Origin of the sequence: Planotetraspora kaengkrachanensis (assembly GCF_016862895.1) — a bacterium.
GTDB lineage: Bacteria > Actinomycetota > Actinomycetes > Streptosporangiales > Streptosporangiaceae > Planotetraspora > Planotetraspora kaengkrachanensis.
The window spans coordinates 166639-191166 of sequence record NZ_BONV01000006.1; the positions used below are offsets into that span (position 1 = coordinate 166639).

Annotated in this window: 22 protein-coding genes; 12 read left to right on the plus strand and 10 right to left on the minus strand. The window is 69.6% G+C overall.

Going from position 1 to position 24528, the window contains the following annotated elements; genetic code table 11:
- Positions 1-30: 30 nt before the first annotated feature.
- The 4 genes from Pka01_RS10580 to Pka01_RS10595 form a co-directional block, all read right to left on the minus strand.
- Complete coding sequence (locus Pka01_RS10580; RefSeq protein WP_203882484.1) at positions 31-4239, minus strand: glycoside hydrolase family 38 N-terminal domain-containing protein; 4209 nt, start codon at positions 4237-4239, stop codon at positions 31-33.
- Positions 4240-4307: 68 nt separating this feature from the next.
- Positions 4308-6752 (minus strand): endo-beta-N-acetylglucosaminidase, encoded by a 2445-nt coding sequence (locus tag Pka01_RS10585; protein ID WP_203882485.1) that lies wholly within the window; start codon positions 6750-6752, stop codon positions 4308-4310.
- Positions 6753-6845: 93 nt separating this feature from the next.
- Positions 6846-8084, minus strand: coding sequence for a glycoside hydrolase 5 family protein (locus tag Pka01_RS10590; RefSeq protein ID WP_239114878.1), 1239 nt, complete (start codon positions 8082-8084; stop codon positions 6846-6848).
- A gap of 70 nt (positions 8085-8154) precedes the next feature.
- A complete protein-coding gene (locus Pka01_RS10595) occupies positions 8155-9186 on the minus strand; it encodes a LacI family DNA-binding transcriptional regulator (RefSeq protein ID WP_203882486.1) in 1032 nt (343 codons plus the stop codon).
- Positions 9187-9464: 278 nt separating this feature from the next.
- Here Pka01_RS10595 and Pka01_RS10600 point away from each other — a divergent pair, with 278 nt between their 5' ends.
- The 3 genes from Pka01_RS10600 to Pka01_RS10610 all read left to right on the plus strand — a co-directional run bounded on the left by Pka01_RS10600 (position 9465) and on the right by Pka01_RS10610 (position 12545).
- A complete protein-coding gene (locus tag Pka01_RS10600) occupies positions 9465-10748 on the plus strand; it encodes an ABC transporter substrate-binding protein (protein ID WP_203882487.1) in 1284 nt (427 codons plus the stop codon).
- A gap of 70 nt (positions 10749-10818) precedes the next feature.
- The gene (locus Pka01_RS10605; RefSeq protein WP_203882488.1) at positions 10819-11691 is read left to right on the plus strand and encodes a carbohydrate ABC transporter permease; all 873 of its coding nucleotides are present in this window, start codon (positions 10819-10821) and stop codon (positions 11689-11691) included.
- A gap of 2 nt (positions 11692-11693) precedes the next feature.
- Positions 11694-12545 (plus strand): carbohydrate ABC transporter permease, encoded by an 852-nt coding sequence (locus Pka01_RS10610; RefSeq protein WP_203882489.1) that lies wholly within the window; start codon positions 11694-11696, stop codon positions 12543-12545.
- A 125-nt stretch (positions 12546-12670) separates the two neighbouring features.
- Here the strand turns inward: Pka01_RS10610 and Pka01_RS10615 are convergent, their stop codons facing one another.
- Positions 12671-13315, minus strand: a complete 645-nt coding sequence (locus Pka01_RS10615) for a TetR/AcrR family transcriptional regulator (protein ID WP_203882490.1) — start codon at positions 13313-13315, stop codon at positions 12671-12673.
- Positions 13316-13381: 66 nt separating this feature from the next.
- On the opposite strand from Pka01_RS10615, the gene Pka01_RS10620 reads away from it, so the two are divergent.
- Positions 13382-13783, plus strand: coding sequence for a VOC family protein (locus Pka01_RS10620; RefSeq protein WP_203882491.1), 402 nt, complete (start codon positions 13382-13384; stop codon positions 13781-13783).
- Positions 13784-13897: 114 nt separating this feature from the next.
- The gene (locus Pka01_RS10625; protein WP_203882492.1) at positions 13898-14257 is read left to right on the plus strand and encodes a cupin domain-containing protein; all 360 of its coding nucleotides are present in this window, start codon (positions 13898-13900) and stop codon (positions 14255-14257) included.
- Here the strand turns inward: Pka01_RS10625 and Pka01_RS10630 are convergent.
- Entirely contained in the window at positions 14248-15339 is a 1092-nt protein-coding gene (locus Pka01_RS10630; RefSeq protein ID WP_203882493.1) for a methyltransferase domain-containing protein, read from the minus strand. The two genes, Pka01_RS10625 and Pka01_RS10630, sit on opposite strands and share 10 nt — an antisense overlap.
- 332 nt (positions 15340-15671) lie before the next feature.
- Here Pka01_RS10630 and Pka01_RS10635 point away from each other — a divergent pair, with 332 nt between their 5' ends.
- Complete coding sequence (locus Pka01_RS10635; RefSeq protein ID WP_203882494.1) at positions 15672-15794, plus strand: ribosomal protein bL36; 123 nt, start codon at positions 15672-15674, stop codon at positions 15792-15794.
- A 148-nt stretch (positions 15795-15942) separates the two neighbouring features.
- On the opposite strand, the gene Pka01_RS10640 is transcribed toward Pka01_RS10635, so the two are convergent.
- Positions 15943-16608, minus strand: a complete 666-nt coding sequence (locus Pka01_RS10640) for a DUF6304 family protein (RefSeq protein ID WP_203882495.1) — start codon at positions 16606-16608, stop codon at positions 15943-15945.
- Between the two features lie 231 nt (positions 16609-16839).
- On the opposite strand from Pka01_RS10640, the gene Pka01_RS10645 reads away from it, so the two are divergent.
- A complete protein-coding gene (locus Pka01_RS10645) occupies positions 16840-17301 on the plus strand; it encodes a hypothetical protein (protein ID WP_203882496.1) in 462 nt (153 codons plus the stop codon).
- 210 nt (positions 17302-17511) lie between these two features.
- Complete coding sequence (locus Pka01_RS10650; protein WP_239114894.1) at positions 17512-18564, plus strand: maleylacetate reductase; 1053 nt, start codon at positions 17512-17514, stop codon at positions 18562-18564.
- A gap of 209 nt (positions 18565-18773) precedes the next feature.
- Here the strand turns inward: Pka01_RS10650 and Pka01_RS10655 are convergent, their stop codons facing one another.
- Entirely contained in the window at positions 18774-19241 is a 468-nt protein-coding gene (locus Pka01_RS10655; RefSeq protein ID WP_203882498.1) for a pyridoxamine 5'-phosphate oxidase family protein, read from the minus strand.
- Between the two features lie 51 nt (positions 19242-19292).
- The gene (locus Pka01_RS10660) at positions 19293-19961 is read right to left on the minus strand and encodes a DUF899 domain-containing protein (protein WP_203882499.1); all 669 of its coding nucleotides are present in this window, start codon (positions 19959-19961) and stop codon (positions 19293-19295) included.
- A 96-nt stretch (positions 19962-20057) separates the two neighbouring features.
- On the opposite strand from Pka01_RS10660, the gene Pka01_RS10665 reads away from it, so the two are divergent.
- The 4 genes from Pka01_RS10665 to Pka01_RS10680 all read left to right on the plus strand — a co-directional run bounded on the left by Pka01_RS10665 (position 20058) and on the right by Pka01_RS10680 (position 23231).
- Positions 20058-20519 carry a winged helix-turn-helix transcriptional regulator gene (locus Pka01_RS10665; protein ID WP_203882500.1) on the plus strand — a complete coding sequence of 154 codons (462 nt, stop codon included), beginning with the start codon at positions 20058-20060 and terminating at the stop codon, positions 20517-20519.
- 240 nt (positions 20520-20759) lie between these two features.
- Entirely contained in the window at positions 20760-21650 is an 891-nt protein-coding gene (gene sigJ, locus Pka01_RS10670; protein ID WP_203882501.1) for an RNA polymerase sigma factor SigJ, read from the plus strand.
- Positions 21651-21830: 180 nt separating this feature from the next.
- Positions 21831-22751 carry an NADP-dependent oxidoreductase gene (locus Pka01_RS10675; protein ID WP_203882502.1) on the plus strand — a complete coding sequence of 307 codons (921 nt, stop codon included), beginning with the start codon at positions 21831-21833 and terminating at the stop codon, positions 22749-22751.
- 15 nt (positions 22752-22766) lie between these two features.
- On the plus strand, positions 22767-23231 hold the full coding sequence (locus Pka01_RS10680) for a cupin domain-containing protein (protein WP_203882503.1): 465 nt from the start codon (positions 22767-22769) through the stop codon (positions 23229-23231).
- A gap of 130 nt (positions 23232-23361) precedes the next feature.
- Here the strand turns inward: Pka01_RS10680 and Pka01_RS10685 are convergent, their stop codons facing one another.
- Positions 23362-24435, minus strand: a complete 1074-nt coding sequence (locus tag Pka01_RS10685; RefSeq protein ID WP_239114879.1) for an NADP-dependent oxidoreductase — start codon at positions 24433-24435, stop codon at positions 23362-23364.
- Positions 24436-24528: the final 93 nt, after the last annotated feature.

Sequence of the window (24528 nt, forward strand, 5' to 3'; positions counted from 1 at the left end):
TCACCGCAGGAGTCACCGCGTGCGCCCGGCTCATGGGGCCACGACCAGCTCGACCGTCGGGGCGTACTGGCAGCGGCCGAACCACATCACCTTGGCCAGCGCCCAGTAGGCGCCGGGGTCGGCGTCGCGCGGCACCGTCACGTCGAACGCCGCCGTGTCCGTCGCGCCCGCCGCCAGGGTGAACCCGCGTACCGGAGCGGTGACCGCGTCCCACGTCCCCCAGGGCGACACGACCTGGAGCTCACCGCGGATCTCGCCCCGGGTGCGGTTGGCGAGCGTCACTTCGAGCACCGCACGGCCACCGGGAGCGACCCGCACGGTCGTGGAGACGACGTCGACCGACAGGCCCGTGTCCCTTGCCGTCGCGGCCGTCGTCCCCTGAGCCGCCGCCCAGTCCTCGGGGATCTCGCCCGGCACGGGCAGAAAGGCGGAAAGGTCGCCCACCGCGATCGTCGCGACGTCCTCGACGTTCTGGCCGTCGTGGTCGATGCGGGCGGCGAGGAAGTACAGCCCCGGCTCGGCGCCGGCGTGCGGGGTCAGCGTCACCGGGAACCGCACGTGACCGTCGGGCTCGAGCCGGTACGGGCGACGGGCCGGGATCACCGACCACCCCTCCGGGGCGATCAGCTCGGCTGTGCCCTCCACCGGCGCGTCCCGCAACTGCGAGGCGATCACCACGGACGCCTCGACGGGCTCGCCGTCCGTACGGAGCAGTCCGGGGGAGACCGCCACGGACACGGGCAGGTAGCCGATCGGGGCGGGACCGCGGTTGTGCAGCCAGTACCGCGCGTGGACGGGCTGGGCGGCCTCCGCGGCCGGGCCCAGCGAGCCGTCGCCCCGGCGGGCCGAGCCGTCGAGACCGGCCGGCACGCCGATGACGGTCGCGACCTCGCTCCCGGAGAGCTCGACGGCCCCCGTGAGCGGCTCGCCCCTGCGCTCCAGCAGGTCGGCGGAGTACATTCCGCTGAAGGAGAGCGCCCCGTCGAGCGTCGCGGCCGACCCCTTGCCGGTCGACTCGACGAGGCGCAGCGTGACGCCGCGTGCCGGGTCCTGTGCTTCGGCGGAGCCGCGGGCGATGGGGTCGCCGCTGGGCTTCACCGTGCCGAGGAGCACCTCACGGGCGGGCTCGACCCGCACGTACGACCGGGTGGCGGGCAGCGGACCCTCGTGGGCGCCGGCGACGCGGGCGTACAGCGGGTGGTTGAACTCCTGCCCCTGCGCGGGGAGGGTGATCGCGCGCCAGTCGCCGTCCCCGGAGACGAGCGCGTAGGAGAAGTCGTGCGACCAGTGCTGCAGCTGGAAGGACGTGCCGTCGGGGGCGGTGCGCTTGGGCGGGTCGATCCACACGCCCGAGGGCCAGCCGGTGCACGAGCGCATGAGCGACAGGTGCAGGGCGCCGGTCGGGTCCACGGCGAACCCGGGCAACCCGTACGTCAGCAGGGCGACCGTGTGATCGGTGAGGACCTCGGACGCGGGGATCGGCCTCGGGGAGACCGCGGAGACGCGGGCGTCCGCGAGGTCGTCCGCGAGGGCGGCGGGATCGGTGACCACGAGGGACGGCAGCGCCCTCAGGTCGCGCAGATCGGCGTTGGGCTGCCACATCTCGTGCAGCGGCTTGTCCGCGGGGACCCAGACGCGGCCGTGCCTGGCCAGCGTGGCGGCGTAGTCCGCGCCGGCGCGCTCGAGCAGGTCGCGGGTGGCCTCGTTGGCCTCGGGCCCGCCGATCAGGACGCGGAAGTCCGGGAGGTTGGAGTCGACGTCGAGCCAGCCGTACCTGGCCCATTCCGCGCTCGCGGTCGTCGCGGTCACGCCGACCTTCGCCAGGGCGACCACCAGGTCGCGCGCGGCGGGGGCGTCGGCGAGCGACGGCACGACGACCTCGGCGACGCCGAGCGCGCGCTCACCCAGCGGCTCGCCGTCGGAGTCGGTCAGCGAGACGCGGGCGGTCGAGCTGAGCCCGAACCAGGTGTTCGCCGGGTTGTCGAGCGTCCACGGCGCGTCGGCGACGTCCACGTCCGGCAGGGCGAAGCCCCGCCCGACGACGGCGTCGGCGACCTCGCTCACGGGTAGCGCGCCCGGCAGGTCCACCGGGAACCGCACCCGCAGCAGCCGATCGGCGCCCGCGTGGTCGACGACGCGGGTGCCGCAGTCGACCCGGTCGACGCCGTGCCACAACGTGACGGTCTGCCGATAGTTCAGGCCGTCGACGGTGCCGGTGACGACGAGGCGCGAGCCCAGCGGGCTGGTCTCGGCCCGGACGGTCGCGGGAGTGTCGGAGGAGCCGACGACCGGCCCGCGCGGCACCAGGTGCCACGGGCCCTCGCCGAAGTCGGGGTGCGCCGAGTACTCCTCGTACACCCGCAGTTCGTTGGCCACGTGACCGTCGCGGACCAGCTCGCGGCCTGACGCCTTGTCGTAGACGCTGCTCAGCCCGCCGCCCCTGGCGGCGTCCGCGCTCACGCGGTAGCGGGCGTTCTCGATGGTCCCGCCGTCGACCGGGGTCCACACGGGCTCCGCGGAGGACGCCCCCGGCAGGAGCCGCCACGTCCGCCAGCCCATGGCGGGCACGGCGTCGGCGAAGAACCGCAGGGTGCCCCGGTCGACCACGCACGCCACCTCCGCGCCCGTGTCGTCGAGGACGCGCCCGCCTTCGACGTCGTGCGGGAGACGTACGGTGACCAGGGCCGAGCGGTCGAACGACAGCGTGTTCGCGACGACGAGGGGGACGCCGTCGCCGGTCGTGTCGATCCGGCCCGCGAGGGCGTCGAGTGCGGTGTCCCGAACAGTCGCGGCGAGGTCGTACGCCTCCCGCCAGCCGGACAGCAGGTCGATGTAGACCTGGTCGGACTCCGACCCGGTGATCGCGTCGTGGTGGGCGCCGTAGGCGAGCTGGCGCCACACCTTGTCGAGCGCCGCGCCTGGGTAGGCGCCGAGGCCCTCAAGCGAGGCGAGGGTGGCGAGCTTCTCCGCGTCGACGGCGGCGACCTCGCCCGCCCGCTGGGCCTGCTTCGTGTCGATGTACGACACGTCCTTGCCGGTATAGATGGGGTTCATGTCACGGGTCTGGGGGCTCGGCCGGCGGCCGGTCGCCTCCAGCTCGGCCCGGACGGCGTCGAGGAAGTCGCGCGGCGTGCCGCAGACGAACCTCGGCCACACGTACTTGGCCGCCCACGAACGGTGGATCTCGGTGACCCACTTGTTCGGCGGCGTGTAGTCGGTGCCAACAGGCAGCAGCAGGTTCCTCGTGGCCCCCACCGGCTTGAGCTTGGCGTACAGCTCGTAGACCGCGCGCTCGGCCGACTCCAGGTCGGGGGAGGAGTCCATCCACCAGCCGGCGGAGTAGTGGTGCGGCATGAAGTGGGTGAGCACCCCGCGGCCGGACGGCGAGATCCACTCGAACTCGCTCGGGAACTGCATGACCCGCGCGTCGTTCTTCGACTCGCGGAAGTTCTTCTGGATAGGCCCCCACTGGTGGAACGGCCCGCGCGCCCACGCGGAGCCGGTCAGCCCCGCGGCGTCCAGGTAGCCGGGGAACTGGGGGTCGTGGCCGAAGACGTCGAGCTGCCAGGCGGTCTGCGGGTCGCCGCCGAGAATGTCCCGCTGGTAGCCGACGCCGTAGACGATGTTGCGGATGGTCGTCTCCGCGCCGGTGAGGTTGGTGTTCGGCTCGTTGTAGGTGCCGCCGACCAGCTCGACCTGGCCGCGCTCCATCAGCACACGCAGGTCGGCCCGGCGCTCGGGGTGCAGGTCGAAGTACGGCTTCAGGTAGTCGATCTCCGCCAGCACGAACTTGTAGACCGGGTCGCGCAACGCCAGGTCGAGGTGCGCGTCGACGAGCGCGAAGCCGTTGCGCTCCCACAGCGGGCGCGTGGTCGCGTCGCCGGACAGCAGCTCCCACGGCGAGGTGTAGGCCGCCTGGGTGTTCCACCACACCGGGTCGTAGTGGAAGTGCGAGACCAGGAACATCGTCCAGCCGGGCTCGGCCACGGTGACGGAGTCCTCGGTGCTCGCATCCCCGGCCGTCACGGTCACCGGCAGCTCGGCTCCGGCGGCCGCGCCGGCGATCTCGAGGGGGACCTCGACGACTCCCGTGCCGGTCGCCTCGCCCGAGACTCCCGGCCCCGCGACGGTGACGAGGACCGGCGGCCCCTCGATCGTCACGCGGAGCACCTGTCGCGGCGCGTCCTCCGTGCCCACGAACAGGTCGGTGGATTCCACGGCGGTGATGGTGACCGGCACGTGCGTCAGTCCTTTCTATCGGTGAGCCGGCCGTCCCGGGTGGGGACGGCCGGCGGGTGGTGCGGGGGTCAGGCTCCCCAGGCCTCGAACTCGTTGATGCGGGCCGCGGGGTCACTGCCTTGGGTGGGCTTCGTGACGTTCAGGCGAACGTATCGCGCGCTGACCGACACGGGAGAGGTGGTGATCGCCGACGTGTTGCCGGTGACCGTCACAGCGGTGGTCCACGCGTCGGAGGCCGAGGACCGGACCTGGATGGTGTAGTCGCTCGTGTTCGACGACGCCCCCTCGCCTCCCGCCTCGGCGTGCTTCACCACGAACCGGTTGATCGACCGGACCGATCCGAGGTCGACCTCCAGCCACTTGTCGGCGGTCAGCGCGCACCACTTGTCGGCCACGTTGCCGTTGACGGCCTTCTCCGGGCCCTCGCCGGCGTTGCACATGCTGGAGGCGGTCGCCGGCTGGTCGAGCGCGAGGTTCGTCTCGGTCGGCGGCGTCCCGGTCCAGGCCACCGTGGTCCGGGCGGCGTGTGAGCGGCCGTACTCCGTGGAGACCGCCTCGACCTCGATGGTCGTGGACGTCTCCGCGCCCGCCCGGTCGAGCCGCGGGACGAAGTAGACGGTGTTGGGGGTGGCCCCGAGGTAGGTGCGGGTGCCGTCGGCGTTGCGACGGTACACGTCGTAGTGGTGCACCGAACCGTGCGCGGACGGCTTCCAGGACAGGCGCAGCGACTTGCGGGTGGCCGTCACGTCCGTCGTGCCCAGCACGGTCGCCTTCCTCGGCGGGGCCGGGCGCTCCACCGAGCCGTCGTACACCGCGATCTGGCCGACCCGCACGTCGTAGGAGTCGACGGTCGCGGGCGCGGACGCCTGCAGGCCGATCTGGGCGATCGTCCGGCCGGCGAACTTCGACAGGTCCAGCGTCCTGCGCTCCCACCCGGTGCCGCTCGTCGGGCCGAGGTCGAGCGTGGTGAACTTCGTCGGCGCGTCGGCGAAGGCGATCGCCGCCTTCAGGTTGGTCGGCCCCGCGGCGGGGGTCTTCACCACGACCGACAGCTTGGTGCTGCGGGCGACCGGCAGCTTGGTCTCATAGAGCCGGACCGTGTTGGCGGCGTCCAGCCTGCCGGTGAGGCGCAGCGACGAGCCGCCCTCGTAGGCGTCGCCGAAGTCGAGGGACGGGGTGAGCCTGGAGCCGTCGGACGTCACGAGCCAGCGGTAGGTCGGCAGCACGTCCTGCAGGGAGAGGTTGTTCCAGCCGCCGGTGCGCACCCGCACGCCGCCGACGTTGTAGAAGTCGCCCTGCCCGGTGTTGAAGCCGGTGACGAACGGCTTGGCCGTGATCGGCGTCGACTCGGCGACGTAGGTGGCCAGGCCCTTCCACGACGAGGTGGTGGAGGTGTTCGAGGGGTCGGCGTTGGCGCCCACCCAGTAGCGGGAGTCCCTGTTGTAGAAGTCGGCCCGGCTGGTGGACGACTTCCACGTCCACTCGGGGCGGTAGAGGCCGAGCGAGGTCACGTGCGGCTGCCCCGCGGGGAACACCGCGTCCCAGGAGACGAAGGTGTTGTATCCGTTGGCCTCGGTGTCGATGCCCGAGTACAGGTCGTACTCACTGCGGCCGAGCGCCTGGGCGGTGGACCGCGAGGAGGACAGCCCGGAGGCCGACCACCAGAAGTTGAGGAACATCGAGTCCGACACCTTGCGCGGGTCGGACAGGAACGCGTCGTTCTCCGGGGTGAGCGCGTTCTGCCAGTTGACCTGGCCGCCCTCGGTCATCGCGTCGTACCACATGAAGCCGACCGACGGGCTCCTGCCCTTCGCGTACTTGACGAGGTCGCGCATCGACGTCGCCAGCGCGGTGTCACCGCCCTCGGTCTCCTGGTTGATGAACCAGCCGTCGAACCCGTAGTACTTCGCGACCTCGACGAGCTTGTCGGCGACGGGGAAGCGCGATCCCGACTTCTGGGTGAAGTCCTTGACCCACTGCAACTGCCCGCCGTACACGCCGGGCGGGAAGAAGACCGTGCCGTAGACCTTGACGCCGTTGCGGTGCGCGGCGTCGATGACCGTGGCGTTCGGCGCGAGGATCAGGCCCTCGCTCGCCGATCCGCCCCAGAAGACCAGTGTGTCGACGTACTGCCAGTAGCCGAACGCGTAGTAGTTGGCGTCGAGCGCCCCCTGGGAGGGGTTGTTCGAGGTGGGCGCGAACGAGACCAGCGACGCCACGCGGCCCTCTCCCGCGCGGGCGTTCGCGTTGGCCTTCAGCGACGGGTCGCCGACCCGCGGCCGCAGGGGCACCTGGGATCGGTTGAACTTCGCGTCGGGATCGTCGGCCGGGTTCCAGTTGAGGATCGTGTTCGGGTACCAGTAGGAGGCGTACGGCTGGACACCGCTGCCGCCGGGCGCCGCGGGACCCTGGTGGGTCGTGGAGCGGGCGTCGGCGGGCCCGGTACCCAGAGCGGTACCGAGTGCGGTTGCCGTCACGGCCGCGCAGAGCACGGCCAGCAGGCGTCGTCGCATGTGGGGGGTTCCTTCCCGATGGCGGGGACGGGGTGTAGCCGCCCTGGTCCCGCCGGGTCGCGGCGGGACCAGGGCCTTACCGCTGGTCGTGGATCACGCCGTGGTCAGGACGGTGTCGATCCCGCGAGCGGTGAGGTACTCGGAGTCGGCCGCGCGGTCGGCGCCGACGATCGCGAGCGGGCCGGCCTGGCGCAGGCGGACCCACTCGCTGTGGAAGGGGCTGCCCGGCGCGACCTCTCCCCGCCGCTCGGGCTCGGTGCGCAGATCGACGTCGCACACCAGGGCGGGCCGCGACGAGAGGGCCGGGCGGCTCGAGCGCCGCTCGCGGACGATCGCGGCGAGTTCCCGGGTGGCGGGCTTGATCTGGTGGTCGACGGTGAACAGGCCCAGGTCGTACTCGCGGTCGGGGAAGTCGGCCAGGCTCCGGTCGAGGTCGTGCGAGCACCACCAGGTGACGCCCCACAGGGCGGGGTTGCGGGTGACCGCGTCGAGCATGTCCCGGACGAAGGCCGGCGCGTCGTCCTCGCCGATGTCCGGGCGGGGCGCGCCCACTTCCTGCAGCCAGACCGGCCGGGCCGGGTCCGACGCGGTCGCCGCCGCCAGTTCCACGAGGTAGTCCTCGTGGGAGACGGTGGCGGGGCCGAGGGGGCCGTCGATGGCCGAGACGCCGTTGAACACCCAGGAGTGCACCGTCGTCAGGTCGCCGAGGTCGACGTTGTCGGCCGCGGCGAACGGGTGCCCGGGGTCGTACCACGTGCCGTCGTACAGCGAGTACAGGCTGAGCAGCCGCGGCGCCGCGGTGCGGGCGACCTCGATCAGTTCGGCGGCCCACTGCGAGGACGCCTCCAGGGTGGTGGCGTTCGAGGGCCACAGGTTGTTGACCTCGTTGCCCAGCGTCACGGCGAAGACGTTGGCGCGGGTCGCGACGGCCCGGGTGAGCCGGTCGACGTACTCCGCGATGCCGTCGCGCACTGCCGCGTCGGTGAACAGACTCCGCTGGTGCCAGGTCAGCACCCACGACGGCAGGAAGTCGAAGCTGGACAGGTGGCCCTGGAGCAGGTCGACCGAGACGTCCAGGTCGAACTCGGCGGCCACGTCGATCAGCGTGAGCAGGTCGTCGACGCCACGTTGCCGGATCAGCGTCCGGTTGGGCTGGATCCACGGCCAGATGGGGAACACCCGGACGTGGTCGAGCCCGATTTCCGCCAGGTCGGCGAAGTCGCGCCTGGCCGCGTCGGCCGAGAAGTCGAGCCAGCTGTAGAACCAGCCCGACGAGGGCACGTAGTTCGCTCCGAAACGCAGAGTGGATGGGCCTGGTGGTTGCGGTGTCACTCGTCCTCCGGCTGCGGTGGCGCCAGGCAGGGATCGCCAGGCGCTTCGACCGCCCGCAGCCTAAACCGTTTTAGCTGTCCCTGCCAAGGGCCGGGGGCGCCGTGCTCTCCCTGACCGCCAGTCGCGGCGTCGGAGTCCTGCGGTCCCTTTGCAGGCCCGGTTCGGCGACGATGGCCAGCAGCGTCTCGGCGACCTCGGTGCCGAGCGCGAACGTGTCACGCGTCAGCGCGGTCAGCGCCGGATGCACGATGCGGGTGAGCACCGAGTCGTCGAAGGCGACGATCGACAGGTCGCCGGGGACCGCCACCCCCATCTCGCCGGCGACCCCCAGCCCGGCGACGGCCATCAGGTCGCTGTCGTACACGATCGCCGTCGGCCGCCGGGGCCGTGACAGCAGCATGCGGGTGGTGGCGGCGCCCTCGGCGTCGCTGAAGTCGGTGGGCAGCGAGGAGACCTCCGCCAGGCCGAGCCGCCGCGCGGAGTCGCGCAGCGCGCGCATGCGGCGCTGAGTGTGCTGGAAGGCGGGAAGGCCGGCGACGTGGGCGATGCGCCGGTGGCCGAGCGCGGCGAGGTAGTCGACGATCGACAACATCGCCTCGCGGTCGTCCGCCCACACGCTGGACAGCGAGCCGTGGCGGCCGGGGCCGCCGAGCACCACCGCGGGCACGCCGAGGCCCTCGACCACGTCGACGCGCGTGTCCCTGACCTTGAGGTCGACCAGGATGAACCCGTCGACCCGGTGCTCGGAGGCCCAGCGCCGGTACACCTCGATCTCGGCCTCGGTGTCCTCGACGACGAGCAGTTCCAGCGCGACGGAGTGGGCCGACAGCCCGGCCTGCAGCCCGGACAGCAGTTGGGCGAAGAACGGCTCGACTCCGAGGGTGCGCGCCGGGCGGGCGATGACGAGCCCGACGGCACCGGCGCGGGCGCCGCCCAGGGCACGGGCCGCGGTGTGCGGCCGCCAGTTCATCTCCTCGGCGACCTTCAGGATGCGAGCTCTGGTGGCCTCGCTGACGCCGGGACGGCCGTTGAGCGCGAACGACACCGCACCCTTGGAGACCCCGACACGGCGGGCGATGTCCTCGATGGTCGGTCGCGCCACGGCTGTGCCTTTCTTCGTTCGTGCTGGTCGGCACGTTGCAACAGGAGCCCCCGACAGGTGCATTATCGCCAGGTGCACGCCGCTGCGGGGCCCCGCGCGGGAGCGCGTCGCGCCGATTCCCGCGTCTGTCACGGGTTCGCGTCATCTCTTGACACCGAAGTCTAGTGGGGGGATAGTCCCCAGTCACTAGAGCGGTTTAGTAGTCGGGTCACAGCGGACGGGGCCGCCGGGCGTCGGCTCAAAAATTCCGGATCGCTCAGCGCATGGCAGGAGAAGTGATGCGAATTCATGGGATAAGGCTGGTCGCCGCAGCGGCGGGGCTGGCGGCGCTCGCGGGATGCGGGCTCGGAGGGGCCGAAACGTCGAGCACCCCGACCGCCAACGCCTCGGGCGCGGTGACCGGCAAGGTGAGCCTGCAGACCTGGGCGCTCAAGCCCAAGTTCACCGACTACGTGCAGGGCGTCATCGACTCGTTCGAGAAGAAGTACCCCGGCACCGAGGTGGAATGGCTCGACCAGCCCGGCGACGGCTACGCCGAGAAGGTGCTGAGCCAGGCGTCGGGCGGCAGCCTGCCCGACGTGTCGAACCTGCCGCCGGACTTCGCGCTGCCGCTGGTCAAGCAGGGCCTGCTGCTCGACGTGGCCAAGGCCGACCCGAAGGTGACCGAGGAGTACGTCCCCGGAGGCATCGACGGCTACAAGTACGCCGGCTACGAGGGCGTCTACGGCTACCCCTGGTACCTGAACACCGACGTCAACTACTGGAACTCCGAGCTGCTCTCGAAGTACGGGCTCGACGCGAAGACGCCGCCGACCACGCTCGACGAGCTCATCACCGCGGCGAAGACGGTGAAGGACAAGTCCGGCGGCAAGGTCTTCCTCATGAGCCGCAAGCCGACGCTCATCGACCTCACCAACGCCGGCGTCCCGATCATGTCGCCGGACGGCAAGAGCTTCACCTTCAACACCCCCGAGGCCGCCGCGATCCTCGACAAGTACCGCGACGCCTTCAAGGACAAGTTGATGCCGCGTGACGTGCTGACGACCAAGTACGCCGGCAACACGCAGCTGTTCAACTCCCAGACGGTGGCGTGGACCACCGCGGGCGGCAACTACATCACCAGCCTCGCCGCCGAGGGCAACCCGACGCTCGCGCCCAAGGTCGTCCCCTCGCAGGCGTTCGGCACCCCGCCGCTCTACGTCCAGGGACTGTCGATCTCCAAGTCGACCAAGAACCTCCCGGCCGCGATCGCGCTGGCCCGCTGGGTCACCAGCGCGGAGAACCAGGCCGCCTTCGCGCACCTGGTCAACATCTTCCCGAGCACCAAGGCCTCGGCCGACGACCCGTTCTTCAGCAAGAGCGACGGCACGAACTCCGGCGACGCCAAGGTGATCGCGTTCAACTCGCTCTCCACGGCGAAGATCCTGCAGCCCGTCCAGGTCACGCAGGCGATGGCCGACTTCGTCGACCAGCAGTTCGCCCTCGCGATCAACGGTGAGGAGCCGTCGCAGAAGGCGCTCGACGACGCCGTCGCCAAGTGCAACCAGCTTCTCAACGGCTGACGTCACGCTCGCCCGCGTACGGGGACCCGCCTCATCAGGGGGTCCCCGTACGCGGCGCGCAGGAGATCAAATGACACACAAGCGCTGGTTCACCCCATGGCTGCTCATCGCCCCCGCGGCGGTGTGGCTCGTGGTCTTCAACGCCGTACCGGCGATCAACACGCTGATCCTCTCGTTCACCAATGCCAGGCCCCTGGGCGGCGGGCAGTTCATCGGGTTCGGCAACTACACCCGCATGCTCGACGACCAGCAGCTCGTGGACGCGCTGATCAACAGCATCGTCTACATGGTGGTCTGCGTTCCGCTGCTGACGCTGCTGCCGCTCCTGCTCGCGGTGCTGGTCGAGAAGAAGCTGCGCGGGATCGCGTTCTTCCGCATCGCGTTCTACACCCCCGTGATCGCCTCGGCGGTCGTGGTCGCCCTCATCTGGGGCTGGCTGCTCAACGACCGGGGAGTCATCAACGGGATGGCGGAGGGGCTCGGGTTCCTGAGCGGCCCGTTGCCGTTCCTCACCGATCGCTGGCTGCTGCTGTTCAGCGCGATCAGCCTGACCGTGTGGAAGGGCCTCGGGTACTACATGATCATTTACATGTCGGCGCTCGGCAACGTGAGCCGTGAGCTCCACGAGGCCGCCGCCGTCGACGGGGCCGGGCCCGTCCGCCGGTTCTTCTCCGTCACCGTGCCGGGCGTGCGCAACACGATGCTGCTCATCTCGGTGCTGATCTCCGTCTTCGCGCTGCGGGTCTTCTCCGAGCTGTACATCCTGTCGAACGGCACCGGCGGGCCTGGAGGCCGCGACATGTCGCTCGTGATGCTCATCCAGTTGTACGGCCAGGGCCTGACCGGGCACCTCGGGTACGCCTCCGCGCTGAGCGTCCTGCTGTTCGTCGTCACGGTCGGCCCGATGTTGTTCCTGGCGCGGCTCAACCGGAAGGAGTCGTAGCGATGGCCCGGAGTGGTCGCGGGTTCAACACGATCTCGCCGGCGGAGAAGGTGCTCCGATACGCCCTTCTCCTGGTCGTGCTGGTCATCACGGTGGGCCCGTTCCTGTGGCAGCTCTCCACGTCGCTCAAGGGCGTCACCGAGGACGTCTTCACACAGACGCCCACCTTCGTCCCCCAGCACCCGACGTTGTCGAACTACACCGAGGTCGCCAAGACGATCCCCGTCTGGGCGTACGCCGGCAACTCGCTGATCGTCGCCGTGCTCGTCGTCGCGGGGAACGCGATCGGGGCGACGCTCGCCGGGTACGCGCTGGCCAAGCTGCGCTTCCGGGGCTCGAAGCTGGTGCTCGGGCTCTTCCTCGCGACGCTGATCCTGCCGAGCGAGGTCACGATCATCTCCCAGTACGTCATCGTGCGCGGGCTCGGCTTCTCCGACTCGCTGATCGGTGTCGCGCTGCCGGGGGCGATCCAGATGCTCAACGTGCTGCTGATGCGCACGGCGTTCCTGTCGATCCCGGCGGACGTCGACGCCGCCGCGATCATCGACGGGGCAACCGCGTGGCAGCGCCTGATCCGCATCGGCCTGCCGAACGTCAAGGGCATGCTGAGCGTCGTGGTGATCTTCTCGTTCATCTTCGCGTGGGACGACTTCCTCTGGCCGCTGATCGTGCTCACCGATCCGGACAAGTACACGCTCACGGTCGGGTTGCAGTACCTCAACGGCACCTTCAGCTCCAACCCCCGCCTCATCGCCGCGGGCACCATGATCGCCTTCCTGCCGATCGTGGTGATCTTCGCCCTGCTTCAGCGGTTCTTCTTCAAGGGCGTCGACGCGGGCGCGATCAAGGGCTGAGACCTGCCGTACGGCGACCGCGTCCCGGTCGGGCCCGCCCTTCGCCCTCCCGGGCCGGTCGCCGTACGGCTCGACGCTCGACTGGCCGGGGTCCCACATGAGGGTCCCACGGCGCCTCCGCGTTCTCAGCGCAGGACCGCGCCGGCGACGGCTTCGTTGATCCACTTCTCCCATCGGTCGGGCGTCCATCCGCGCTCGACGGTGAGCAGGAAGTAGACCTCGTGGCTGACGAGAGTGAAGACGATGTCGGCCGCTTCCTGGACGGTCAGTTCCGGCCGGAGGGCCTGCTTGTCCCCGAGTCGCTCCACGAGGGCATGGTGGGCGACGAAGCGTTGCCGCTGGTTGGTCTCCCACTGTGCGGCCATCTCGGGGTCGGCGCCCGCGGCGTCCCGGATGATCTTCATGATCGGTGCGACGCGGCTGAAGATGACGCGACTGTTGCTCAGCCAGATGGCCAGCGCCCGCCGGCCGTCGGGCTCCTCGCGCACCTGCCGCACCCACGGCCGGTCGAGCATCGGTATCGGCTCGTCGTCACCGACGGCCAGGACGTCGACGACCTCCTTGAGGACCGTGGCCTTGTTGCCGAAGTGGAAGTACACGGTCTGCACCGCGACCCCTGCCGCGCCGGCGATTTGATCGAGAGTGGTCGCCGCGTATCCGTTTCGCAGGAACAGCTCCCGGGCTCCGTCGACGATCCGGCGCCGTGTCGCCTTCGCCTGGGCGGCCCGGCGGGTGCCGCCTCGGGCCCCGCTCTTGACGGAGTCGCTCATTCGATAGAGGCTACTCTAAACAGTTTCGCTAGAGCTAGCTCTAGCGAGCTTGTGTCGGAGGTGGTCATGGACCTGGCGCTCAGCGGCTTCCACCACGTCAAACTGCCGGTGACGGATGTGGTGCGCAGCCGCGACTGGTACGAGCGGGTGCTCGGCCTGCGGACGCACATGGAGTTCGTCGAAGAGGGCACGCTCATGGGAATCGCCCTGTGTGACGCGAAATACATGCTGGACCTGGCCATACGGCACGACCCGGTAAGAGCGGCTGCGCTGGCCGGATTCGATCCGATCGCCTTCCGCGTGCCCCGCACCCGCGACCTGGACGCCTGGAAACGGAGGCTGGACGATCTGGCCGAACCGCACGGCGGCATCGTCACCGGGCACGCGGGCCAGGTGCTCATCGGCCTGCACGATCCGGACGGCATCGAGATTCGGCTCTACGCCCCGGGGGGATCCGATGAGCTTTGACCCCAGCGGTTACCTGCTCGGTCCCGACGACGGGCCGGACCTGTGGTTCCTGGATACCCGGATGAGCGTGAAGGCCGGGGCGGACCAGACCGGGGGAGCCTTCACTCTCATCGAGTGGTCGGCGCCGCCGGATTCGGGCCGCCCCTGCACATCCACGACCGCGAGGACGAGGCGTTCTACATACTCGACGGTGAGATCACCATCGACTGCGGCGACCACCACTGGACCGCCGGACCCGGCGACTTCGCGTTCCTGCCGCGCGAGATCCCGCATGCCTTCGTCGTCACCGGCGGACCGGTCCGCGGCCTGCAGCTGACCACCCCGTCCGGGTTCGAGCAGTTCATCGCTGAGATCGGCCGCCCCGCTGAACGGCCCGGTCTACCGGCTCCGGCCCCGCCCGACGTCCCCCGGCTGATCGAGGCCGGCAGGCGTTACGGCCACCGGATCCTCGGCCCGCCCCTCGCTCACGGCTGAGCCGCCCCCTCCTTTCCTCGGGCCGGACGTCCCTGCCCGCCGGGCGCCGTCAGTTGGACGAGGAAGGCCTGCGCGCCCGACACCCGGACCCGCTGGACGTGGACAGGGGTGAACCCCTGCCGGAGTGCCGCGGACAGGTCGTCGGCATCCGGAAGCAGCACCACGGCCGTCCCGTCCGGCGCGAGGACTCGGCGGAGTTCCGCCCACCAGCGGGACGTCGACCCGGCGAGCAGCCCTCGGGCCCCGACCTGGCCACCCCATGGCGGGTTGCTCAGCACACGGTCGACGCCGCCGTCCGGGATCGGGAGACGCCCGGCGTCCGCACGGCCGATGGAGACGGGCAGGCCCGCGGTGTTCCCTTGGGCCGCCCGCACGGCCTCCGCGGACAGATCGACGCCGACGTACCGGGCCTCCGGCTGCTGGGCCGCGGCCTCGGCCAACAGGGTCCCCGCGCCGCAACACGGGTCGAGAACCGTGTCACCGGGACGGATCCCGGCCATCCGGGCCATCGCCGCGGCAAGCGGGGGATGCAGGGTCCCCGGGACGGAACACCTCTTGTACGGGCGCCGATGCAGGGGCCGGTCCGCGATCCGCAGCAGCAGGCTGGCCCGCGTGCCGTCGAGCGTCACGCGCCATCCGCTGGAACCGGCGGGCGGAGCGGTCCCCGCCCGCCGCGAGTGGTAGCCGGTGCCCAGCCTGCCCGCGAGCGCTCGCCCGACGGCGTCCTCGACGTCGTAACGGGTGAAGTTCCGCCTGCCGAGGAACGACGCCGACACCTCGACGCCGGTGAGCGCGCCCGGCCCGCCGTGCCCGTCGCGCAGTGGCAGCAGCGCGCCGAGGTCGGCCGAGCCGGCGAGCCGGGCGAGGGCTCCGACACCCTGCCGGCCGGTGCCCACGTCGGCACACTGCGCGGCGAGCAGGAACACGTCGTCCGCGGTCCGCAGCACGGTGGGCCGCGGCCGCGATCGGCATGCCAGGAAATGGACCTCGCGGTGCCCCAGATAGGTGATCACCCCGAGTCCGAGCTGGAGCACTTCGGCGGCGACCGTCTGCTCCAGCCCGTGGACGCACCGCGCCACCATGCTCGCCGCCGTGTCGAGACGGCAGGAGCACGGGGACGCGGAACAGTGAGAGAACGCGCGACTGCGCATGAGGATCGTTCTTCTTCCGCGTCGGCCCGGGGCAGCGCTGCGCCACCCCGCCTCGTCGGCGACGGGTCTTCCCTCGCTTCGCCGACGGCGCCTAGCGGAGGTGGAAGAAGAACGTGAACGTCACAACTCGTGATCGTAGGACGCGGGGATCGGCCCGCTCAACCCGATATCCGCGCGCGTCGCCGGCGGGGAATGCGGCACGCCGCCGGATGGTTTGCGTCGTCGGCACGCCGGGGGCGTGCGTGAAGGAAGGGTGGGAAGCCATGAAGGTCCGCCGGTCTTTGCGGTCGTTGAAGTCGAAGCCCGGGGCGCAGGTCGTCCGCCGGAGGGGCAGCGTCTTCGTCATCAACAAGAAGGACGCCCGGTTCAAGGCGCGTCAGGGCTGACGCGACGGCCGCACGTCCAGTGCGCTGCTTCACGATTCGGCGGGTCGTCGCCGCGCTCGCCGCGGTGACGACCCGCAGCTCTCCGGCGGACGGTCGGTAGAACTTGGGCTTTTCGACGTCGGTCTGGTGAGGATCGGCTGTTGATCGATCATTCACCGAGATCAGCAGGGAAGGACCCTCTGTACCCGACGCCTGCCTCGCGTCGCTCAAACTGGTCGCACACGTGAGTCTCTTGGACCCATTCGGTCAGCGCGGGCAAGATCTCGAACATGTCGTGTTTCGTGGTTATCCGGCGGTAGGCGTCCTTGGCGTCGCGGAAGCAGGCGAGCCCTCCGAACAAAGGGCTGCCGCCTGGCTGGTAGTCCGACCATGCACAGGCGATGCACGTTCTCGTATAGGTTCCGCGTGGCACTTGCCGATGAAGTGCCTCAAGGGCCACCTCGAACCAGCCGGATGCATGTGCCGTGTACGTCGACCCGCCGAACTCCAGCAGTACCGAGACGGTGTCGCCGGCAGCGCGTCGTGGCGGGGCTCCGAGTATGAGATGGCAACCAAGCTGACCGTCGACGACAGCGCCGTCTGCGACCACCGCTATCGGAATCGTCCAGACGAGCTCACAGGCACACAACGCTCCGTGGTCGATCGTGAATGCCGTTTCATCCGGTAGGTCGGTCGCGGCTTCTAGGTCATCGAGATGCGAGCCTGTGAACTCGATCCCGCGGATGGTGACGGTGAGCTGATGGCCGTCATTCCTGATTGACACGCGCTCCTCGCCGCCGCGATCGCGATACCAGCCGTCCCATGCCACTGTCACAGCCCACATCCGCGTATCCGGTGACCTTGCTGCCGACTGTAGCCCCGGTCGGGGCTCCTGCGTGGCTCTGTTTTTCGGCCCCAACAGCGTACTGAGGTTGCCGGGGCGTTCTTGATCGCCAATCACGCTAACGTGTCCGTGACTCTTTGCGGCTGATCATTTTGTCGGCCTCGATCGGTAGCGTCCTGCGTACTTCCAGTGCAGGTACGTCATCGGCTGAGAGGGCGAATCGTGGGCGGTTCAACGTGGGACTACTTCACGCCATATCAACAGGATGCTTCGGCTGCCCTTGCTGCGGCGCATGAACGCGCATTCAGCGAGGGCGACTACTTCTGGCTCTACGACGGGCGCTGGGGACTTCATGAGCGACCTCGACCTTCCACGATTGAGGAGTTGTGGGAGGACGAGGGCGTACGGCATTCGTTCACTCACTCGATATTGGACATCTTCAGTGTTCTCGACGAGGGCGAACAGCCCGAGGTCTGCTCAGCCAGGCCGCTTACGCCTGGGGAGATACTCAGAGTGCTCGGTTCGTCGAGGCCGACGCGTGCCACCTTCGAGAGCAGATATGAGCGGGCGTATGGAGACCTGGACAGCCTGATCGAGGACCGCGGCCACGCGTGTTACACCGTCTTGTATGACGAGCACCGGCAGCCCAGCGAGATCGTGTTCTGGGGAGTTACCGGGGATTGACCGACGGGTTGTGGCACCGGGCGGAGCACTTCCGCCCGAGGGCGATGGCCGATTCGGCGTCCTGTACTTCAAGGTCGATGAGGCCGACGAGCTGATCACTCAGGGCAAGGCTACTTTGGAGCGAGTCGAACTGCACCGCCTCGGGGCCGTCGGCCATCGTCAGGCTGCGCCAGGCCGAAAATGCTCAGTATGGTGTAGATCGTGGCATTGATGTTCGATCATGTGACTTTGGGGCAGCGCATCCTGTTCGGCACGGGCGCGGCCGCCGACAATGCAGTCGCGGCGGTGGAGGAGTTCGGGGCGCGGCGGATCCTGCTCGTCCACGATGCCTTCGCCGTCGCGCTCGCCGACGCCATCGCCGAGCGTGCCCCGGTCGTGCGGCGCGTCGATGAGATCGTGCAGCACGTCCCGGTCGAGAACGCCGAGAGGGCGACGGCGGCTGCGGTCGCCGCCGGCATCGATGCGATCGTCGCCATCGGCGGGGGCTCGGCGACCGGTCTGGCGAAGGCGGTGGCGCTGAGGACCGGCGCCCCGATCGTGGCGATACCGACGACGTTCGCCGGGTCCGAGGCCACCGACGTGTGGGGGATGACGGAGGGACAGCGCAAGACGACGGGAGTGGACCCCAGGGTGCTGCCGAAGGTCGTCGTCTACGACGCCGCACTGAGCGCCAGCCTGCCGGCGACCGTCGCGGTGGCGTCCGGCCTCAATGCGGTGGCGCACGCCGTCGACGGGTTCTGGGCGCCGCGCGCCGACCCGATCAACCGCGCGCTGGGCACCGAGGGGCTGCGGGCGCTCTTCTCCGGACTGCGCGGCCTGAACGCCGACCCCGGTGACCTCGACGCGCGCGAGCAGACCCTGTACGGCGCCTACCTCGCCGCAGTCGCATTTGCCTCGGCCGGCTCCGGGCTGCACCACAAGATCTGCCACACCCTCGGCGGGGCGTACAACCTGCCGCACGCCGAGACGCATGCGATCGTGCTGCCGTACGTCACCGCGTTCAACGCCCCCTTCGCGCCGGATGCCGCCGAGCGCGTCCAAGAGTTGCTCGGCGTGCGGAACGCCGCGGCCGGGCTCAACGCGCTGCGTGCCGAGCTCGGCGCACCGGCTTCACTCGCCGCCATCGGGGTGAAGGAGTCCGATATCCGCCGGGCGGCGGAACTGGCCCTGCCCGCGGTCCCGCCGTCCAACCCTCGACCAGTGACCGTGTCCGACCTGGAAGGCATTATGCGTGCCGCATGGGTTGGCGAGCAGATCGTATAAATGAAGCTTGAGACCACGACTAACCAGATCTCGCCCGAGCGGACCGCTCGCGAAGAAGACCTCATCGCCCAAGTTGTGCAGACGTTTGAGAACACCCCCGGCGAGCGCACGAAATATCTGCTGGAGAAGCCTGTGAAGCACCTCCACTCGTACGTGCACGTGGTGCGGCTCACCGAGGCCGAGTGGAACACCGCAGGAGCACCTGCGCCTCAGTCTCCGGCTGAGGCGGGCGTGTCATCCGCGAAGTCGAAGCTCAGCCACCGGTCGGGACGCGCGGTGAACAGCACGAAGGTGCCGGCCGGGTCGGAGGTCTCGGCCTCGGCGAAGGCGCGGGCGAGGTCCGGCGGCAGGTAGCGGGAGGTGATGGCCGTCACTTCCTCGACCGAGGGCGTCCAGTCCTCCTCCACCACCGTGCACTCGACCGTGACGTATTTGTAGGGGAACTCGGCCTGTTGCACGCAGAAGCTCAGGGTCCCCGACCGCTGGAGCAGCCGGGTCTTGCGTGCGACCCGGCCGTGACTGCCGGTGAAGAAGGTCAGGTTCCCGCCGGGCGTGTAGGCATACCAGACGGGCACGGTGAGCGGGGGACGGGCGTCGTCCGCGGCGACGCTGAGGACGCCGACGTGCGGCAGGGCGAGGAAGTGCTCGCGCTCGGGGGCGGTGAGGGTTCGGGCCATGGCTGCCTCCTGGGCAAGCGGTCAGGGATCACGGATCGAGGGCGGGAGGGGTCACGGCCGCGGCGGGGTGGGGTACTCGTCGCGCGGCCGGAGCCGGCTCATCGTCGGGTCCTGCGGCCAGCCCTCGGGGGAGTCCTCCCACTCCTCCTGACGTCCGTAGGGGGTGAGGTCGAGCAGGTTGAAGTCGAGCCGGAGCCGGTCGACCCCGCGGCCGCTGGTGTAGTAGGTGCGGAAGACCTCAGCGCCGTCGCGTAGCAGCACGCTCAGCCCGAAACCGTCGCCGAGCCCAAGGTCGTCGTAGAAGTCGTCGCCGGCTGAGTACCAGGGCACGGTCCAGCCCATCCGCCGCCGTACGACGTCGATCTCGTCCTGTGGCGCGCGGGACATCAGAATCAGCCGGGTGTGCCGGGCGTTGAGGTGGGACTGGTCAGCGATGTTGTCGGTGAAGGTGGCACAGCCGGTGCACAGCCAGTCCTGCCTCGGGGCCTGCATGAAGTGGTAGATCACCAACTGGCGGTGGCCTTCGAACAGGCCGGGCAGATCCACCGTCGAGCGGTCCGGGGCGGTGTAGCGGTAGCCCTCGGCGAGGCGGACCATCGGCAGCCTGCGTCGTTCCGCGGCAAGCGCGTCCAGTGCTCGGGTCTGTTCCTTCTCCTTGACCAGCAGCGCCTCGCGCGCGGCCTGCCATTCCTGTGTCGACACGATGGGGGGACGGTTCACGCGTGCTCCCGTTGTGCGTCTCTTAAGGGAACTTACGGTGCCGACGCTAGCAGAGGTCCGTTCCCTCAGGGAACCCTCTCGATTATCATCGAGCTCATGCAGCGAACCCGGTTTGGCGACATGGCCTGCTCGATTGCGCGCACACTGGACGTGATCGGCGAGCCATGGTCGCCGCTGATCCTGCGCAACGTCATGGTGGGTATCGGCCGCTTCGACCACCTCCAGCAGAGCCTCGGCATCTCCCGGAAGGTGCTGACTGAGCGGCTCAGATGGCTCGTGGACAACGACGTGCTGGAACGGCGGCAGTATTCGGAGCGGCCGCCCCGGTACGAGTACGCGCTCACCGTCAAAGGGACCGAGTTGTGTGACCTGCTGATGGTGATGGTGCGGTGGGGAGACCGCTGGGCGGCGGGCGAGGCGGGGCCGCCGGTGCTGTACCGGCACCATGCCTGCGGGGAGATCGGCCACGTCGAGCTGCATTGTTCCGTGTGCGACCGTCCCATGGACGTCACCGGCATCGACATCCTGCCTGGTCCGGGAGCTGCCATCACCGCCTGACTCGTCCCCCTTCATGGCCCGGCGATCACGCGGATCACTTGGACTGCTCCCTCAGAGGGGAGTGATCGTCTTCGGGGCTTCCGCGCGAATGACAGCGGACGAGGCTAGCGCCGCCTCAACTCGCAGACCAGCACCAATCACGGCAGTACCACGCCGGCCAACTTCCGCGGAGCCGTCTTCGAAGATCCAGAGTTCGGATGGCTACGCTGAATCCGCAAGCTGGAGGAGGTTGCGATCTGTATGGAGGACGGCCACGGGTCCGGACGGTCTGAGCAGGAGGACCCGCTCGGAGCCGAATGGGACAGGCACCGCCCCGCGGTTTTCGGTGTGGCCTACCGGCTGCTGGGGAGTGTGGCCGATGCCGAGGATGTGACCCAGGACGTGTGGCTGCGGGCGGCCGGAGCGGATCTGCAGGACATCGGTGATTTGCGGGCCTGGCTGGTGACGGTGGCCGCGCGACGGTCGTACGACATTCTCAAGAGTGCCCGTTTCCGCTCGGAGACCTATGTCGGGCCGTGGCTGCCGGAACCGCTGCTGACAGGGCCGGACGCGTCGCGGCCGGTACTCGTCGACGAGTCCGTCAGTTCGGCGATGCTGCTGATCATGGAAGAGCTGAGCCCGCCGGAGCGGGTGTCCTTCGTCCTGCACGACGTCTTCGGTCTTGAGTTCGGCCGGATCGCCGAAGTGCTGGACGTCTCCGTGCCGAGTGCCCGGCAGCTCGCCTCGCGGGCACGACGGCGGGTGGCCAAAGCGAAGCAGTCCACGCCGCAGGCGTCGAAGGCGGAGCGTGAACGCGTCCTCATGGTCTTCCGCGCCGCCTACGAGGCCGGGGACCTGGCCGGCCTGGTCAGGCTCCTGCACCCGGACGCCGTCTACGTCACCGATGGCGGCGGCAAGATCTCCGCAGCACGCAAGGTCATCCACGGCGGTGAGCGCGTCGCCGAGGTCATGGTGCGTGTGGGGCGCCAGTGGCACCCGGACCGCATCGACTTCGCCGAGGTCGGCGGCGAGCTCGCCCTCGTGTTTCACCGGGACCGCCGGGTCTACTCCGTCGACACGGTCCAGATCGCAGACGGTCTGATCACCGCGTACCGCAGGGTCATCAATCCCGACAAACTCGTGCGCGTCTGAGCTGTCACACCCGGAGGGGCTACCTCGTCTCCCTGATGAGAACGCAGAACGGGCGACGAAGGATACGCGAGAGCAGGTGAGATCGAACATGCGGAACGGCATCGATCCACCTGCAGCCGCTATGAGCCCTGCCCGCTAGCGGGCGGTGCGCTGGGTCGCTCCTCCCCAGTAAGGATCTGTATGCAAGCCATCACTGTACGAGACCGTAACGCCGGTCTCGCCGGGATGTCCCTGACGGACATGCCCTACCCCCATGCGTCCGAGAACGACGTCATCGTGCGGGTGCACGCCGCCGGCTTCACCCGTGGCGAGCTGGACTGGCCCGCCACGTGGACCGATCGCGCCGGCCGCGACCGGACGCCGACCGTGCCCGGACACGAGTTGTCCGGTGTCGTCGTAGAGCTGGGGTACGGCACCACCGGCCTGAGCGTTGGACAGCGGGTGTTCGGCCTGGCCGACTGGACCCGTAACGGCACGCTCGCGGAGTACACCGCGGTAGAGGCCCGCAACCTCGCCCCGCTGCCGGCGGACATCGACCACACCGTGGCCGCCGCGCTGCCGATCTCCGGGCTGACCGCCTGGCAGGGCCTGTTCGACCACGGCCGCCTCACCACAGGCCAGACCGTCCTGATCCATGGTGCCGCGGGCGGCGTCGGCTCGATCGCGGTACAGCTCGCCCGCGAGGTCGGCGCCCGCGTGATCGGCACCGGCCGGGCCTCCGACCGGGAAAGGGCACTCGCACTCGGCGTTGACACATTCATTGACCTGCAGACCGAGAGGCTCGAGGACGCCGACGAGGCCGACGTCGTGTTCGACGTGATCGGCGGCGACATCCTCGACCGCTCGGCCGCCCTCGTGCGGGCCGGCGGCACGCTCGTCACCATCGTCATGCCGCCCAAGGTCCAGCCCAAGGACGGGCGGGCGGTCTTCTTCGTCGTCGAACCTGACCGCGCCCGGCTCACCGACCTTGCCACGCGGCTGAGGGAAGGTCGGCTCAGGCCGTTCGTCGGTGCTGTGCGGCCGCTCGCCGAGGCACCCGCCGCGTTCGCCCCTAGCAGGCGCACCCCCGGCAAGACGATCATCCGCGTCGCGGAAGACTGAATCAGGAGACCCATCATGATCGGAATGCGGATCGCCGCCGGCCTCCTGGCTGTCGCCACGCTGACCGCGGCCACGGCCTGCTCGACCTCCGACCAGCCCGCCCACGCCAAGGGGCCGACCGCGGCCGCGGCATCGACGCGCCCCGCCGAAACCCTCAAACCGCTGCTCCAGCAGGCCCTTCCGAATGTGAAGGGCAAGACATTCACGTCGGCGGTCGTCGACCTCCCGCCCAACGCACGCGCGATGCCGCACCGGCACGGCCAGGCGTTCGTCTACGCCTACGTCCTGGACGGCACCGTGCGCAGCCGGCTCGACGACAAGCCTGTGACCACGTACCACCAGGGCGAGAACTGGGTCGAGCAGCCGGCCGCCCACCACGTCCTCACCGAGAACCCCAGCCCGACCAAGCCGGCCAAGCTCCTGGTCGTCTTTGTCTCCGGCACCGGAGACAAGCTCAAGGTCGACGATCCGAGGTCATAGCCCGGGGCACGCAGCGGGCGGCACCCGGCCGCATTCAAGGCCCTCGTCGCCCTGTCGCCGGAGGCGGAAGAGGCCGCCTAGCTGACCATGATCCACGAGGAAGGCAGGACCGCTCGCTGTCCTCGAGTCCTCACGGACGAATGCGGATGATCGTCTTCCCCTTGCGTCGTTCGGTCGGGTTGAGGGCGGAGACGGCATCGTCGAGGGTCGAGACGTTGCCGATGTTCGTCCGCAGTCGTCCGTCCCGCACCCGCTGGACGATCTCACTCAGTTGGGCACGATCGGACTCGACAACGAAGTCGACCGCCAGGCCGTCGGCGGGCCGCGCCTCGGGCGGCCCGACGACGGACACCAGTGTTCCTCCGGCTCGAATCAGGCCTGCGGACCGCCTCCCGATGCCGCCGCCGATGACATCGAAAACCAGATCGACTTCGCCGACGTCTTCCAGCGCGTCGTTCTCAAGGTCGACGAACTCCTGCCCGCCGAAGTCGAGCACCGCCTGACGGTCGGCGGCGCGTCCGGTGCCGATGACGTAGGCGCCGGCCTCTCGTGCGAGTTGCGTCACCATCGACCCGACTGCGCCGGCCGCGCCGTGCACGAGGACGCTCTGCCCCGCCTGAAGGCGGCCGTGCTCGAACAGTCCCTGCCACGCGGTCAGGCCCGAGATCGGCAGGCTCGCGCCCACCGTGAAGTCGACGTCGCCGGGCAGCGGCGCGAGGTTGCGTGCCTCTACGGCCGCGTACTCCGCTAGGGTGCCGTCGCGAGTCCAGTCCGTGAGGCCGAACACCCGCTGTCCCACAGACAGTCCCGTCGTGCCATAGCCGAGAGCGGTGACCACTCCGGCCAACTCGTGTCCAGGGATCGACGGTGTTCGGTCACGGTCGAGGCGATCGGTCCAGGTCGAGGGCCACGCCATCTCAGTCGGGACGAATCCCGACGCATGAACCTGAACGACGACGTCGTTAATCGCTGGCTGCGGCTCGGGCCGCTCCGCCAGCGTCATCCCGGCCGTTCCCGCAGCCTGGTCTGTCACCACGATCGCTTTCATGGGATTGCCTCCTCGGTCATTTGTCTCTTTGGTGGAAATGTCGCAGGGATGGAAAGCCCGTTCGGCATCTAGTGCCAGGGGCCATGGGGCGCAGCCGTCGATCTGGACAGCGCCGGCCGGCCGAGGCGCGTGCATCGATGGGCGCGTGTCGCTCACAGACGAACGCTGATGATCGCCTTTCCCGGATGATCGTTACAGCTAGTTGTTGTAACGGAACGCATTGGGCACTAGCATAGTGGACGAAATCGT

What these genes read in the sequence shown, in the direction of transcription:
- Pka01_RS10585 (WP_203882485.1), bottom strand. Translation starts at nt 6,752, where the DNA reads ATGCGACGACGCCTGCTGGCCGTGCTCTGCGCGGCCGTGACGGCAACC.
- Pka01_RS10600 (WP_203882487.1), top strand. Translation starts at nt 9,465, where the DNA reads ATGCGAATTCATGGGATAAGGCTGGTCGCCGCAGCGGCGGGGCTGGCG.
- Pka01_RS10605 (WP_203882488.1), top strand. Translation starts at nt 10,819, where the DNA reads ATGACACACAAGCGCTGGTTCACCCCATGGCTGCTCATCGCCCCCGCG.
- Pka01_RS10610 (WP_203882489.1), top strand. Translation starts at nt 11,694, where the DNA reads ATGGCCCGGAGTGGTCGCGGGTTCAACACGATCTCGCCGGCGGAGAAG.
- Pka01_RS10615 (WP_203882490.1), bottom strand. Translation starts at nt 13,315, where the DNA reads ATGAGCGACTCCGTCAAGAGCGGGGCCCGAGGCGGCACCCGCCGGGCC.
- Pka01_RS10620 (WP_203882491.1), top strand. Translation starts at nt 13,382, where the DNA reads ATGGACCTGGCGCTCAGCGGCTTCCACCACGTCAAACTGCCGGTGACG.
- Pka01_RS10630 (WP_203882493.1), bottom strand. Translation starts at nt 15,339, where the DNA reads ATGGTGGCGCGGTGCGTCCACGGGCTGGAGCAGACGGTCGCCGCCGAA.
- Pka01_RS10635 (WP_203882494.1), top strand. Translation starts at nt 15,672, where the DNA reads ATGAAGGTCCGCCGGTCTTTGCGGTCGTTGAAGTCGAAGCCCGGGGCG.
- Pka01_RS10650 (WP_239114894.1), top strand. Translation starts at nt 17,512, where the DNA reads ATGTTCGATCATGTGACTTTGGGGCAGCGCATCCTGTTCGGCACGGGC.
- Pka01_RS10655 (WP_203882498.1), bottom strand. Translation starts at nt 19,241, where the DNA reads ATGGCCCGAACCCTCACCGCCCCCGAGCGCGAGCACTTCCTCGCCCTG.
- Pka01_RS10665 (WP_203882500.1), top strand. Translation starts at nt 20,058, where the DNA reads ATGCAGCGAACCCGGTTTGGCGACATGGCCTGCTCGATTGCGCGCACA.
- sigJ (WP_203882501.1), top strand. Translation starts at nt 20,760, where the DNA reads ATGGAGGACGGCCACGGGTCCGGACGGTCTGAGCAGGAGGACCCGCTC.
- Pka01_RS10675 (WP_203882502.1), top strand. Translation starts at nt 21,831, where the DNA reads ATGCAAGCCATCACTGTACGAGACCGTAACGCCGGTCTCGCCGGGATG.
- Pka01_RS10680 (WP_203882503.1), top strand. Translation starts at nt 22,767, where the DNA reads ATGATCGGAATGCGGATCGCCGCCGGCCTCCTGGCTGTCGCCACGCTG.